This window comes from Amycolatopsis sp. PS_44_ISF1 (genome assembly GCF_032335455.1).
In the GTDB taxonomy this organism is placed as follows: domain Bacteria; phylum Actinomycetota; class Actinomycetes; order Mycobacteriales; family Pseudonocardiaceae; genus Amycolatopsis.
Genome location: NZ_JANUXO010000005.1, coordinates 124343 through 137657 on the forward strand (window position 1 = coordinate 124343; position 13315 = coordinate 137657).

Annotated in this window: 15 protein-coding genes; 9 read left to right on the forward strand and 6 right to left on the reverse strand. The window is 72.3% G+C overall.

Going from position 1 to position 13315, the window contains the following annotated elements; all coding sequences use genetic code 11:
- Window positions 1-138 precede the first annotated feature (138 nt).
- Window positions 139-705 carry a hypothetical protein gene (locus NYF13_RS34160; protein WP_315662131.1) on the forward strand — a complete coding sequence of 189 codons (567 nt, stop codon included), beginning with the start codon at window positions 139-141 and terminating at the stop codon, window positions 703-705.
- Entirely contained in the window at window positions 702-1706 is a 1005-nt protein-coding gene (locus NYF13_RS34165; protein WP_315662133.1) for a hypothetical protein, read from the forward strand. The genes NYF13_RS34160 and NYF13_RS34165 overlap by 4 nt, the downstream gene beginning before the upstream one ends.
- On the opposite strand, the gene NYF13_RS34170 is transcribed toward NYF13_RS34165, so the two are convergent.
- Complete coding sequence (locus NYF13_RS34170; RefSeq protein WP_315662135.1) at window positions 1703-2224, reverse strand: arsinothricin resistance N-acetyltransferase ArsN1 family B; 522 nt, start codon at window positions 2222-2224, stop codon at window positions 1703-1705. The genes NYF13_RS34165 and NYF13_RS34170 overlap by 4 nt on opposite strands.
- A gap of 42 nt (window positions 2225-2266) precedes the next feature.
- Between NYF13_RS34170 and NYF13_RS34175 the strand changes: the two genes are divergently transcribed.
- Window positions 2267-2824, forward strand: a complete 558-nt coding sequence (locus NYF13_RS34175; RefSeq protein ID WP_315662137.1) for an XRE family transcriptional regulator — start codon at window positions 2267-2269, stop codon at window positions 2822-2824.
- A gap of 44 nt (window positions 2825-2868) precedes the next feature.
- Here the strand turns inward: NYF13_RS34175 and NYF13_RS34180 are convergent, their stop codons facing one another.
- The 3 genes from NYF13_RS34180 to NYF13_RS34190 all read right to left on the reverse strand — a co-directional run bounded on the left by NYF13_RS34180 (window position 2869) and on the right by NYF13_RS34190 (window position 6049).
- Window positions 2869-3855 (reverse strand): LLM class F420-dependent oxidoreductase, encoded by a 987-nt coding sequence (locus NYF13_RS34180; RefSeq protein WP_315662139.1) that lies wholly within the window; start codon window positions 3853-3855, stop codon window positions 2869-2871.
- Between the two features lie 53 nt (window positions 3856-3908).
- Complete coding sequence (locus NYF13_RS34185) at window positions 3909-5489, reverse strand: DNA polymerase ligase N-terminal domain-containing protein (RefSeq protein WP_315662141.1); 1581 nt, start codon at window positions 5487-5489, stop codon at window positions 3909-3911.
- Window positions 5490-5563: 74 nt separating this feature from the next.
- Entirely contained in the window at window positions 5564-6049 is a 486-nt protein-coding gene (locus NYF13_RS34190) for a MarR family winged helix-turn-helix transcriptional regulator (protein WP_315662142.1), read from the reverse strand.
- A gap of 84 nt (window positions 6050-6133) precedes the next feature.
- Between NYF13_RS34190 and NYF13_RS34195 the strand changes: the two genes are divergently transcribed.
- Window positions 6134-6775, forward strand: coding sequence for an NAD(P)H-dependent oxidoreductase (locus NYF13_RS34195; RefSeq protein ID WP_315662143.1), 642 nt, complete (start codon window positions 6134-6136; stop codon window positions 6773-6775).
- A gap of 138 nt (window positions 6776-6913) precedes the next feature.
- On the opposite strand, the gene NYF13_RS34200 is transcribed toward NYF13_RS34195, so the two are convergent.
- Window positions 6914-7453 (reverse strand): GNAT family N-acetyltransferase, encoded by a 540-nt coding sequence (locus NYF13_RS34200; protein WP_315662145.1) that lies wholly within the window; start codon window positions 7451-7453, stop codon window positions 6914-6916.
- A 173-nt stretch (window positions 7454-7626) separates the two neighbouring features.
- On the opposite strand from NYF13_RS34200, the gene NYF13_RS34205 reads away from it, so the two are divergent.
- The 5 genes from NYF13_RS34205 to NYF13_RS34225 all read left to right on the forward strand — a co-directional run bounded on the left by NYF13_RS34205 (window position 7627) and on the right by NYF13_RS34225 (window position 12527).
- Window positions 7627-8361 carry an acetoacetate decarboxylase gene (locus tag NYF13_RS34205; RefSeq protein ID WP_315662147.1) on the forward strand — a complete coding sequence of 245 codons (735 nt, stop codon included), beginning with the start codon at window positions 7627-7629 and terminating at the stop codon, window positions 8359-8361.
- Window positions 8362-8373: 12 nt separating this feature from the next.
- Complete coding sequence (locus NYF13_RS34210) at window positions 8374-9297, forward strand: 3-hydroxyacyl-CoA dehydrogenase NAD-binding domain-containing protein (protein ID WP_315662148.1); 924 nt, start codon at window positions 8374-8376, stop codon at window positions 9295-9297.
- Window positions 9297-10793, forward strand: a complete 1497-nt coding sequence (locus NYF13_RS34215) for a CoA transferase (protein ID WP_315662150.1) — start codon at window positions 9297-9299, stop codon at window positions 10791-10793. Before NYF13_RS34210 ends, NYF13_RS34215 begins: the two co-directional genes overlap by 1 nt.
- Window positions 10794-10803: 10 nt before the next feature.
- Complete coding sequence (locus tag NYF13_RS34220) at window positions 10804-12108, forward strand: aldehyde dehydrogenase family protein (protein ID WP_315662151.1); 1305 nt, start codon at window positions 10804-10806, stop codon at window positions 12106-12108.
- Between the two features lie 218 nt (window positions 12109-12326).
- A complete protein-coding gene (locus NYF13_RS34225; RefSeq protein WP_315662153.1) occupies window positions 12327-12527 on the forward strand; it encodes a hypothetical protein in 201 nt (66 codons plus the stop codon).
- A 4-nt stretch (window positions 12528-12531) separates the two neighbouring features.
- On the opposite strand, the gene NYF13_RS34230 is transcribed toward NYF13_RS34225, so the two are convergent.
- On the reverse strand, window positions 12532-13113 hold the full coding sequence (locus tag NYF13_RS34230) for a helix-turn-helix domain-containing protein (RefSeq protein ID WP_315662154.1): 582 nt from the start codon (window positions 13111-13113) through the stop codon (window positions 12532-12534).
- Between the last annotated feature and the right edge of the window lie 202 nt (window positions 13114-13315).

Consider the following 13315-nt stretch of genomic DNA (forward strand, 5'->3'; position numbering starts at 1 on the left):
TTGCACGGACGCAAGTGGCGCGAGTAGGCCGCCCGGATCTCCGTCGTGGCCCGGGCCACCCGCCTGCCTGGCAAGAGATGCGGGCACCGAGTCGCGTCGTTCCCGTCCTTCGGCGCGCTTCGTACCTACAGTGGCCAGGTGACCACGCCCGCACATCACCAGCGTGACCAGGCGACCGCGCGCGTCGATCGGCTCCAGGACCGCATTCGCGCCGGGCTGGCCGGGCTGCCCGGGCTCGCGGACGGCACCGAGCGCACCGCGGCCTTGGACCAGTTGGTCGACGAAGCCGAGGAGCTGCTGCGCACCGAGCGCGAACTCGAATCCGCCGACGAGCAGGTGCGCCGGTCCCAGCTTGCGGCCCGGCGCGTGGGCATCCAGCGCATGGCGCTGTACCTGGCCACCCTGCCGGTCGGGGCCGGGCTGGTGGCCGGCGCGCTGATGCTGTTCGGCGTGCTCAGCGCGGCGTGGGTGCTGCTGATCCTGCCGTTGCTCGGCGCCGGGCTGCGCGTCGCGCTCGGGCCGGTGGGGCCGACGCCGCTGATGGTCGACCGGCGGCTTCGCGCGGCGTACGCGGGCGCGGCGGCCGGGGCGCTGACGGTGGTTGCGCTGATCGTGTTCTCCCCGCTCATCGCCACGATGGCGGTGGTACTGGCCGCGCTCGCCATCGTGGCCACGGTGCTGTTCCTCGTGCAGGAGGTCCGATGACCCACTCCGAGTACTACGCCGGCACCGAGTACTACCCGGAAGCCGAGCCGTACGGCGACCAGGACGGCGGGCGCGAGGACGAGTTCGCCGTCCTGTCCGACACCGTCGACGGGATGCAGGAGACCTTCGACGACTTCGAGTCGCGCACCGGCCGGGAGCTGGCCGAACTGCGCGAGTCCGCCGACTCCTCCCGCGACGCCCAGGAACGCCACGAGTCCCGCCTGGACCTCGCGACCCGGCAACTGGAACGGCTCAAGCAGCGGCTGCTGGTGCTCGAACGCGCCGTGCGGGTGTCGGAGAAGGTGCCGGTGGTCGACCTCGACGACGTCGGCCCGCGGCTGCGCGAGCTGGCGGCCGACGCGGAACGCCGGCACACGCTCACCGCCCAGCTGATGACGGCGAACCAGCGGCGGCCCTACGAAGAAGACATCGCGCTGCTGCCGAAGGCTCGGGAAGCGCTGGCGGACGCCGACGAGGCGTTGATCGCGGTGCTCGGCGTGCTGGCCACGACCCCGCGCACGGACGAGCGTCGCGCGGGCGCCGAGGCGCGGTTGTCCGAAGTGGCCGCCCGCCGTCGCGGGGTGCTGGACCGCCGGCTCCCCGCCGCGGTGAAGGACGCGGAGGCGGCCCGGCAGGCCCTCGACGCGGACGACGTGACCCGCACGCGTGTGCTGCCACAGATCGAGAAGGCCGAGCGGGACTGGGAGGAGCTGCATTCACGGCTGCGCGAGCGCATCACCGGCGCGATCGGTTCGAGTGCGCTGTTGCCGGTCTGGTTCACCCACGCCTTCGGCGTCGCCCCGCCTTCGGGTGCGGCGGGCGACCGGTGGATCCGCGCGTCCTCGTCGGTGCTGGCCTACCGCGTCACCCACGGCATCACCGATCAGGCCCTGCCGCTGGGCGAGCCCCCGGCGCCCGACCCGGACTGGACCCGGCCGCAGTGGTCGTGGCGCGCCCGGCTGGAGCAGGACATCGAAGAACTGGACGACAACGCCGGCTAGTGCGGCTCGGCCGGCTCCGCGCCGGTCGGCGGCACGAGGTCGCGCTGCGCCCACGAGACGTCGCGCCAGGCGCCGTGCTTCCAGCCGATGCGGCGGTAGGTGCCGATGAGCTCGAAGCCGAGCGAGCGGTGCAGGCCCACGCTCGCGTCGTTCGGCAGGGTCATGCCCGCGACGGCGGTACGGAAGCCGCGCTCGACGAGACGCGCGAAGAGTGCTTCGTAGAGCGCGCGCCCACTGCCCGTGCGACGCCGGCCCAGCTCCAAGTAGACACTCACCTCGCACGACCACCGATAAGCGGCGCGCGCCTTGTACGGGCCGGCGTACGCGTAGCCGACGACGCGGCCTTCGTTCTCGATCACCAGCCACGCGTGGGTCTTCACGGCGTTGGTGATGCGCTCCGCCATCTCGTCGGCCGTGGGCGGCTCGGTTTCGAAGGTGATCGTGGTGTCCGTGACGTACGGCGCGTAGATCGCCGCGCAGACTTCGGCGTCGCTCGCCGAAGCGTCTCGAATCAACATGGCGATTATAGTAGACAGAATTCGCTGCTATAGTCGACCGCTGTGACGGATTCCCTCTCCGAGTCGATCGCGGCGACCCTGCGCGCGGCGCGTCAGGCCCAGGACATCTCGGCCGGTGCGCTGGCCGAGCGCGCGGGTGTTTCCCGGGCCATGGTCGGCAAGATCGAGCGCGGCGAGGCCCAGCCGACGGCGGTGCTGCTGAGCCGGCTCGCGTCCGCCCTCGGGCTGACCCTGTCGGAGCTGGTGGCCCGGGCGGAGAACGACGACCGCCGCGTGGCGCGGGCCGCGGACCAGCCCGAGTGGACGGACCCGGTGACCGGCTACCGGCGCCGCTCGGTCTCGCCCCCGGGCCGCGGGGCGACGGAGCTGGTCGAGGTCACCCTGCCGGCGGGGGCCGAAGTCGCGTTCCCGGCCGGCTCCTACGCTTTCGCCGATCACCAGATCTGGGTGCTCGACGGGCACCTGCGCTTCCACGAGGGCGCGGCCGTGCACGAACTCGACCCGGGCGACTGCCTGCAACTCGGCCGGCCACAGCCGTGCGCCTACGCGAACCCGGCGGACGAGCCCTGCCGCTACCTGGTGGTGCTGACGAAACGCTGAACCGGCCGGGGAAACGGGTCCCCGGCCGGCTCACCGCGCCTCGGTCAGGAAAGCTCCGGGACGACCTTCGAGGTGAACAGTTCGACGCCCGAGCGGTCGTAGGCCGCCTCGACGAAGTACGTGATCGCGTAGGTCATGCCGAGGGCTTCGAGCTCCTTCAGCTTCGGGATGATCTGCTCCGGCGTGCCGACCAGCGGGCCGGTGGCGAAGCTCTGGTACGCGCTCTCCAGCGTGTCGGCCGGCAGGTACGGCTCGTAGTGCGAGCGGATCCAGGCCAGCCGGTCCTGCACGTCCTTCTCGGTTTCGCCGATGACCACGTTGTAGTTGGCCGAGCGGACGATCCTGCCGTAGTCCGTGCCGAGGTCCTTGCAGTGCGCTTCCAGCACGGAAGACTTGTGCCCGAAGCCCTCGGCGTCGCCGGCGAAGTTCGTGTACGACGCGTACTTCGCCGCCGTGCGCAGGGTTTTCTTCTCGCCGCCCCCGGCGATCCACAGCGGGATACCGCCTTCCTGCAGCGGGAGCGGACGGGAGATCGCGCCGTCCACCTGGTAGTGCTTGCCGTCGAGGGTGGCCTTGCCCTCGGTCCAGAGCTGGCGCATGATCTGCACGCCCTCGTCGAGCCGGCCCAGCCGCTCGCCCGCGCTCGGGAATCCGTAACCGTAGGCGCGCCACTCGTGCTCGTACCAGCCGCCGCCGATGCCCATCTCCACGCGGCCGCCGGAGATCACGTCGATGGTGGCGGCGACCTTGGCCAGGTACGCCGGGTTGCGGTAACCCATGCAGGTGCACATCTGGCCGAGGCGCACGCGGCTCGTCGCGGCCCCGTAGGCCGCCATCAGGCTCCACGCCTCGTGCGTGGCTTCGTCGCTGGGGACGGGAACGGTGTGGAAGTGGTCGTAGACCCAGATCGACTCGTAGGGCCCGGAGTCGGCGTAGCGGGCGAGGTCGAGCATGGTGGTCCAGTGGTCGGCGGGGTCGATGCCGACGAGGTCGTGGCGCCAGCCCTGTGGCACGAAGAGTCCGAATCGCATGGCCCCGACCCTAAGCCCGGAGCCGCTCCACCCGCGGCGCGAATCCGGTCAGCTCACAGTTCCGGCAGCCGCTGGGCCAGCCCGAGCAGGGCGGAGAACGGGTCGCCCACCGTGGTGACGCGGTCCGCCACGGTCCGGATCGTCCAGCGATCGGGGCGCAGGTCCGGATCGTCCAGCTCGTCCCACTCCAGCGGGACCGAAACCGGGGCACCGGGCCGGGGCCGCACGCTGTAGGGCGCCACCAGGGTCTTGTTGTGCACGTTCTGCGTGTAGTCCAGCCGGGCGAGCCCCCCGCGCCGGTCCTTGCGCCAGGCCCAGCTCACCAGTTCCGGCACGGTCTTCCCGATCGTCTTCGACACGGTCTCGGCCCACGCCCGCGTCTCGGCGAAGGTGTAGCGCGGCTCGACCGGCACCCACACCTGGATGCCGCGCTGACCGGTCACCTTCGGCCGCCCGGCCAGGCCGAGGTGCTCCAGGGCGGTGCGGTGCAGCCGGGCGAGCACCAGCACGTCGTCGAAGGAGGTCTCCGGGCCCGGGTCGATGTCGAACAGCGTCCAGGTGGGACGGTCGACGTCGGGGATCCGCGAAGTCCACGCGTGCAGCTCCAGCGAGCCGAAGTTGGCCAGCCAGGCCAGGTCGGCCGCCGCGCCGGGCACGAGGTACTGCTGCACCTCCTCGGCCGCGGCGGCTTCGTTGTGCCAGCGGGGCAGCCAGGACGGCGCGTGCTCGGGCACCTCCTTGTGCCAGAACCCGGGCTTGCCGGTGCCGCCGGGGAACCGCTGGGTGTTGAGCGGGCGGCCGGCCAGGTAGGGCAGCATCACCGGCGCGATCGAGGCGTAGTACCGGATCAGCTCGCGCTTGGTGATCGGCTCCTCGTCCTCGCGGCCGGGGACCAGCACCTTGTCCAGGTTGGTCAGGCTCAGCTTCCGGCCGCCGACGGTCCAGCCGCCGCGGGCGCCGAGCGCGTCCAGCGCGGACAGCTCCTCCTCGGTGGGACCCTCGAACACCGGGAGCACGGGCTCCTCGGCCTCGGCCGCCGGGCGGTCACCGTGCCAGCGGGCTGCGGGGGCCGCCGCGACCTCGTCGTTGGTCAGCCCGCTCTTCACCGACTTCGGGTGGTCCTCGGCGTCCCAGCCGGACCGGGCGTGGCCGTCCTGCTTGTGCAGCAGCAGCCACTGCTTGCCGTCGCCGTCGCGGCCGGGGTGGACGAGCACGAAGCGGCCGGCCAGCTTGTCGCCGAACAGGTCGAAGTGCAGGTTCCCGTCGGCGAGCGCCTGTTCGGGATCGTCGGTGTCGACGGGCTCCCAGGTGCCGCGGTCCCACACGATGACGTCGCCGCCGCCGTATTCGCCGGGCGGGATGACCCCCTCGAAATCGGCGTACTCCAGCGGGTGGTCCTCGACGTGCACGGCCATGCGGCGGGCCTTGGGGTCGAGCGTCGGGCCCTTGGGCACGGCCCAGCTGACGAGCACACCGCTCAGCTCCAGCCGCAGGTCGTAGTGGCGGCGGCGTGCGCGATGGCGCTGCACGACGAACCGGTTGCCGGGCGCGGCTTTTCCGCCCGCGGGCTCGGCGGTGCGCTCGAAGTTCCGCATTTCGCGGTACTTCGCGAGCCGTCCGGCCGCCTCGTCCATGGTCGCCGCCCTCCTCGCCCCAGCGGTGGACCGTCACAGCGTAGGACAGCGGGACGGTTCCGGCCGGGTCCCGTTCAGCAGGTGGCCGGGGGCTCGTCGCCGGCGCCCAGGCAGGCGGCGACGCCGGTGTTCGTGCTCGCCTGCTGGAGCAGTCCGTAGAGCTGCTCGCGCTCTTCGCGGCCGAGCCCGCCGAGCACTTCGTCCTCGACCCCGGCCAGGGCGAACTCGGCCTTGGCCAGCCGTTTCGCGCCGACGTCGGTCAGCTCGACCACGTGCCGGCGGCGGTCTTCGGGGGAGCGGCGGCGCTCGGCCAGGTTCTCGGCCTCCAGCTCGTTCAGCAGCCCGACGATGGTGGTGCCGTCCATCTCCAGGGTGCTCGCCAGCGCCCGCTGGGTGCTCCCGCCCTGGTCGCGCAGCACGGTGAGCGCGACCAGGTGCCGGGGCCGCAGGCCGAGCGGGGCCAGCACGGACTCCGCCCGCAGCCGCATCCGGCGCGAGAGGTGGTCGAGCAGCGCGCCGCACCGGTGCGGCGGCTGGTTCACGACCGGCAGGGAGCTCATGGGTCCAGCATACGAGTCCGCGGAGATGGTCGGCGTGCTATAAATAGTTTGACATACCTAAACGATATATGGATGGCTAACGATATGGCTCACCTTCTGCACCTCGACTCCAGCATCACCGGCGACCGCTCGGTCAGCCGCAAGCTGACCGCCCGGGCCGCCGACGCCTGGCGCGCCGCGCACCCCGGGGGCACCGTCGTCCACCGCGACCTGGCCCGGGACCCGCTGCCGCACCTGGACGCGGAAAGCGGGCTGGCGCGGGCCGTGCCGGCCGAGCAGCACACGCCCGCGCAGGAGGCGTCCTGGCGGCTGACCGAGGAGCTGGTCGGAGAGGTCCGCGAGGCGACGACGGTCCTGCTGGGCCTGCCGCTGTACAACTTCGGTGCCCCGAGCGTGGTCAAGTCCTGGCTGGACCACCTGATCGCGCCCGGGCTGTCGGTCGACCCGGCCACCCGCGCCGGCCTGCTCGGCGGTCGCGAGTTCCTGGTGCTGGCCACCCGCGGCGGCGGCTACGGCGAGGGCACGCCCCGGGCCGGCTGGGACCACGCCGAGGCCTGGCTGCCCCACGCGTTCTCGCAGATCGGCCTGGAACCGCGGTTCATCGTCACGGAGCTGACCCTCGCCGAATCCACCCCGGCCATGGCCGGACTGCGTGGCCTCGCCGCGGAGAACCGGGCCGCTTCGGAGCGCGAGATCGACGCGCTCTGGGCGCCGGCCCACGCCTGAACACCGGCCGCCCCTGGCCGTTCCCCGCCCCGGAGTGTCTACAGTGGACGGTGATGGGCCAGGGGCCCGGACGGTGACCCCCGGGCGGCCGCGAAGAGCCCGCCGGTGCGGCTGCCCGGAGGCCGGTTCAGGCGGTGGTCATCGCGGTTCGGCGATGTCGCTGTGCCGCAGCCGGTAGACCTGCAGAGTGAGGTCGTAGTACTTGGTCGTCTCGCCGACCCATTCCATACCGAGGCGTTTCGCCGTGGCGACCGCGCGGGTGTTGTTCGGCCGCGCGACCGCGAACAGCTCGTCGGTGTCCTGGGTGAACGCCCACTCGATCAGCGCGCGCGAGGCCTCGGTCGCGTAACCCTGGCCCCAGGCGTCCGGGTGCAGCTGCCAGCTCAGCTCCAGGTCCTCGCGAAACGGCGGCAACAGCCGGATCCCGAGCCCGCCGACCACCGCGCCGTCGGACTTCCGCTCGATGGCCCACCGCCCCCGCGGCGGGATCATGTTCGGCTGCGCTTCCAGCCACGCCTGCAGGACCGACCGCATCGCGGCCACGTCGGCGACCCGGTCCATCGCCGGGGTCAGCCAATGGGTGACCTGCGCCGTGCCGTAGACCAGGAACGCGGCTTCGGCGTCGGCGGCCGACCAGTCCCGGATCACGAGACGGTCGGTGGTCAAGGGCGTTTCCATGCCTGAAACGGTACGCCGGACCCCGTCCCCCGGGCAGGTGACGAGCGGCACCCTGGATCAGGTGATCCCGCGGCGCCCCGGGCCTGGTGCGGCGGTCCGGCGGCCGGATCGTGAGATGCGGCCCGGCGCCACCGCCGGTAGATTCCCGCTGGTGATCTTGACCGGGGCCCTTCGTGCGTGAGGCCGAGGTCCGCGCGCAGCTCGCCACCCCGCTGGCGGCGCCGGCGTTCCCGCGCGGTCCGTACCGGTTCACCGGGCGGGAGTACCTGAACATCACCTACCGGACCGATCCGGACGCCCTGCGGGCGCTGGTGCCCGAGCCGTTGCGGATCGGCGAGCCGCTGGTGCGGTTCGAGGTGATGCGGATGCCCGACGTGACCGGGCTGGGCGACTACACGGAGTCCGGTCAGGTCGCGATGGTCACCTACGAGGGGGAACCCGGCGACTTCACCCTCGGCATGTACGTGGACAGCCTGCCCGCCATCGCGAGTGGGCGCGAAGTCGCCGCGTACCCGAAGAAACTCGGGTCGCCGAAGCTCTTCACCGACTCCGACACGCTCGTCGGCACGCTCGACTACGGCTCGATCCGCGTCGCGCTCGCCACCATGGGCTACAAGCACCGGGAGCTGGACGAGAGCACGGCCCGCCACGAACTGACCGCGCCGACGTACATGCTCAAGATCGTGCCCGGTTACGACGGCCAGCCGCGGATCTGCGAGCTGGCGCGCAGCCGGATCAGCGACGTCACGATCCGGGGTGCCTGGACCGGGCCCGCCCGGCTGCACCTCGTCGCGCACGCGCTCGCGCCGCTGGCCGACCTGCCCGTGCTGGAGGTCGTCTCCGCCAGCCACCTGCTCACCGATCTGACACTGGGCCGCGCGGCCGCGGTGCACGACTACCTCGCCTAGGGGGCAGACCCGATGAAGGCCACCATCGTCGGAGCCGGGGTCATCGGCGTCTCGTGGGCCGGGCTGATGCTTTCGCGGGGGCTGGAGGTGACGGTCAGCGACCCGGCGCCCGGCATTGAAGCGCAGGTGCGCGCCGGGCTCGCCGAACTGGTCCCGGCGCTGCGTGAGCTGGGCCTGCCCGCCGACCGCCTCGAGGACCGGCTGAGCTTCGAGGCCGACCTCGCCACCGCCGTGGCGGGCGCCGGGGTGGTGCAGGAGAACGGGCCCGAGCGGCTGGAGCTCAAGCACCGGATCTGGTCGGTGATCGAGGCCGCCGCGCCGGCCGACGCGCTGCTGCTGACTTCGACCTCGGGCCTTCCGGCGACCGAGATCGCCACGGCGCTGCGACAGCCGGAACGGCTGGTCGTCGGCCACCCGTTCAACCCGCCGCACCTGATCCCGCTGGTCGAGGTGGTGCCGGGGGAGCGAACCGCGGCCGAGACGGTCGAGCGGGCCGTCGCGTTCTACCGGAGCCTGGGCAAGAGGCCGATCGTGCTGGGCAAGGAGGTGCCCGGGTTCGTCGCCAACCGGTTGCAGGCGGCCCTCTTCCGCGAGTGCGTGCACCTGGTCGCCGAAGGGGTGGTCACCGAGCAGCAACTGGACGAGGTGGTCACCTCCTCGCTCGGCCAGCGGTGGGCGGTGAGCGGGCCGTTCCTGAGCTTCCACCTCGGCGGCGGGGCGGGCGGGCTGCCGCACTTCCTCGACCACCTCGGACCCGGGCTGCGCCGGCGCTGGGGCCAGCTGGGCACCCCGGACCTCGACCGGCCCACCGTGGCGCTGCTGAGCGAGCAGGCCGCCGGGTTCGGCGGGACCGTCGACGAGCTGGCGAAGGCCCGAGACACCGCGCAGATCGCCGTGATGAGGGCGCTGGGCACCACCCCCGGACAGGAGTCCTGATGCCGGTCACCGAGAAGATCGAGGCAGCGCTGGCGCACCCGATCCGCGCCGGGGACGAGGACCCCTTCGACATCCACGAAGCGCTCGGGGAGGTGCTGGCCTCGGCCGGGTTGTCCGAAAAGGACAGCGGCGGCCGGGTCGAGTTCACCGGGGCCGACCCGGTGGTGCCGAGCGCGGTCCGGCTCGGTGCGGCGCCGGCGATCGGGCTGGTCGCGAAGTCGGTCGCGCTGGCCGCGCTGTGGCGCCACCGCGGTGGTCCCGGCCAGGACATCAGCATGGACCTGCGGCAGGCCCCGCACCGGCTGTGCCCGTTCTACGACCGGAAGTGGGAACTGCTCAACGGCCTGCCCCCGGCCAACACCGCAGACCCGGCCAGCCCGCTTTCGCTCAGCTTCTACCGGGCCGGCGACGGCCGCTGGGTGATGCCGCTCAACATCTACCCGAAGCTGAAGTCCAAGACCCTCAAGCTGTTGCGCACCTACGACGACGCCACGGCCATCGCGAACGCCGTGGCCCGCTGGAGCGCCGCCGAGCTGGAGGAAGCCGGCGCCGACGCGGGCCTGGTGATGCCGATGGTCCGCAGCACCGAAGAGTTCCTGGCCACCCGCCAGTACCGGGAAGTGCTCGCCGGCCTGCCGTTGATCGAGATCGAGAAGATCGGCGACTCGGACCCGGAGCCGTTGCCCGAGGGCGCGCGCCAGCCGCTCGACGGCGTCCGCGCGCTCGGCCTGGGCCACGTGATCGCGGGCGCGGGCATCGGGCGCGCGCTGGCGCAGCACGGGGCCGACGCGCTGAACCTGTGGCGGCCCACCGAGTGGGAGAACGACGTGGTCTACCTGACCGCGAACGTCGGCGTCCGGTCGTCCACTGTGGACTTCGTCCGGGACCCGGCGGCCCTGGCGCGGGTGCGCGAACTGCTCCGTGGCGCCGACGTGTTCTACGCCAACCGCCGGCCCGGGTTCGTCTCCGGCCTCGGGCTCTCGGCCGAGCGCGCCGCGCAGATCCGGCCGGGCATCATCCACACCACCGTCTCGCTGCACGGTGAGCGCGGCCCGTGGGCCGGCCGGGTCGGCTTCGACCAGACCGCGGGCTGCGTCACCGGGATGATGACCCTCGAAGGCACGCCGGACCAGCCGAAACTGCCGCACGTCACCGTGGTCAACGACTACCTGGTGCCGTGGCTGGCCACCACCGGCATCTGCGCCGCGCTGATGCGCCGCGCCACCGAGGGCGGCAGCTACCGCGTGCACATCTCACTGACCCGCATCGCGCTGTGGATCATCAGCCTCGGCGTGTTCGACCAGGGCTACGCGCACGCGATCGCGGGCACCGGCGAGCGGCACGCCTACCTCGACCCGGAGACCTTCACCGCCGAGACGCCGCTGGGCCGCTACCAGGGCGTCACCGATCAGGTCCGGATGTCCGAGACGCCGGGCGAGTTCTCCACCATCCTGGTGCCCCGCGGCTCGGGTCGCGCCGAGTGGCTACCGCGTTAGGGTCGTGATCATGAGCGAGATCCCCGAAGTCGTTTCCCGTCTGCGCACCACGTTCCGGTCCGGGCGGACCAAACCGCTGGAGTGGCGGCGGGCCCAGCTCACCGCGCTGAAGGCCATGCTGCTGGAGCAGGTCGACGACTTCCTCGCCGCCCTGCACGCCGACCTCGGCAAGCCGGCGGCCGAGGCCCGCAGCGCGGAAATCACCTTCGTGGTCAACGAGGTCGACCACACCCTGGCGCACCTCGACGAGTGGGTGGCGCCGGAATCCGCGCCGCTGCCGGACCGGCTGCGGCCCGGCAGCGGCACGGTCGTGCGCGAGCCGCTGGGCGTCGGGCTGGTCATCGGACCGTGGAACTACCCGCTGCACCTGGTGCTGGCACCGCTGGTCGGCGTGCTGGCCGCGGGCAACGCCGCGGTGGTGAAGCCGAGCGAGCTCTCACCGACGGTGTCCGCCGCGATCGCCCGGCACCTGCCGGCCTACCTCGACCCGGAGGCCGTCGCCGTGGTCGAGGGGGCCGTCCCGGAGACCACCGAGCTGCTGGAGCAGCCGTTCGACCACATCTTCTACACCGGCAACGGCACGGTCGGGCGGATCGTCATGACCGCCGCGGCCCGGCACCTCACCCCGGTGGTGCTGGAGCTGGGCGGCAAGAGCCCGGTGATCGTGGACACCGACGTCGACCTGCGGCCGGTCGCCGAGCGGATCGTCTACGGGAAGTTCATGAACGCGGGCCAGACCTGCGTGGCGCCGGACTACGTGCTGGCCGTCGGCGACACCGCGGAGAAGCTGGAGCCGCTGCTGGCCGACGTGCTGCGGGCCAAGTTCGGCGAAGACCCGGCGGCCGGACCCGACTACGGCCGGATCGTCAACACCCGGCACTTCGACCGGCTCTCCGAGCTGCTCGGCAGCGGCCGCGTGGTCACCGGCGGCCAGACCGACCGGGACACCAGGTTCATCGCGCCGACCGTGCTCGCCGACGTCGCGCCGGACTCCCCGGTGATGGGCGAGGAGATCTTCGGCCCGATCCTCCCGGTGCTGCCCGTGGCCTCGCTGGACGAGGCGATCGGCTTCGTCACCGAGCGGCCCAAACCACTGGCGCTCTACGCGTTCGTCGGTTCGGAGGAGGCGAAACAGCGGATCCTGAACGAAACCTCCTCGGGCGCGGTGGGATTCGGCCTGCCGGTGGCCCACCTCACCGCGTCCGACCTCCCGTTCGGCGGGGTCGGGGAGAGCGGGATGGGGCGGTACCACGGGAAGTACTCCATCGACACGTTCAGCAACCTCAAGGCGGTACTGGACCAGCCGTTGCCGTAACGGGGGCTCCTGGTGCCGGACAACCCGGCGCCAGGCCCGATACCCCGCTGACCCGGCGTCAGGAGGGGATCCGCACTTCCCCGCGGCCGAAGTCCGGTGTGCGTTCGGCTCCCGGCGGTGACCGTTGACCGCCGGTGCGGGCCGGGGCCTCGACCGGCGGTGCGGCTCCCGGCACCGTGGAACGGGTTCGCTGGTCCGATCCCGTCAGGAGGCAGAAGTTGCCCAGCCCCTACGACCCGCCCGCCGGTGCGCTGCGGGGGTCCTGCAGTTGCGAGGAGTACGGGGGCGAGCGCCGCACCCCGCACGTGTTCGGCCTGCCCGGCTGCCGCAACGAGCAGGCCGCCGAGGCGGAACTCGCGGACACCGACGACTGGCTGCCCACCGGTTACGCGCCGGGCGCCTTCGCCGGGCGGACCTGACCGCTCACGAGCCGGTCCAGCCGTGTTCCAGCAGGTCGAAGGCGGCCTCGATGACGGCCTGCGACTCCTCCCGATCGCCGGTGAGCGCGGTCGAATCCAAGGCGAAGTGGGCGAGCGCGGCGGCCGCCGGATCGTCCGCCGGCCGCCCGGCGTCCTCGGCGATGGCCTGGGCCAGCGCGGTTTCGTGCCGCATCCACATGCGGTGGCCGTACTGGCGCAGGGCCGGGGTCTCCCGGGTGAGCTTGCGGAAGGCCGCGAAGGACGCGTCGGCCGACGTCTTCAGGTACGTGTGCAGCACGTGCTCACGCAGCGCCGTGATCAGGCTCTGGCCCGCCGGTCGCTCACGCACCACCGCGACCAGCCGGGCCTCCTCGTCGGCGTCCTCGTCGAAGACCAGCGCCTCCTTGCCGGGGAAGTGCTTGAACACGGTGGTGGTCGACACGTCGGCGGCGTCGGCGACGTCCTTGATGCTGACCTGGTCGTAACCGTGCTGCAGGAACAGCGCCAAGGCCGCATCGGCCAGCGACCGCCGGGTGGCAGCCTTCTTGCGCTCACGGCGGCCGGGTGGCTGCGTCGTCTCACTCACCAGACCAGCTTAGCCCTTCGGTTGTTGTGCTAGCAAAGTTGAGTCAGTGCACTTTTATCGGGGGAAGTGGCGCCGAACGAAGCACCACCATCGGTCGACGCGGCGTCCTCGTGAGCGGCGGAGGTGCTGCGCGCACGACTTCGGCCAGCGGCTCGTCACGCCCAGTGGCCGCTTCGGTCAGTGACGCCGTGGTCAGCGTTGG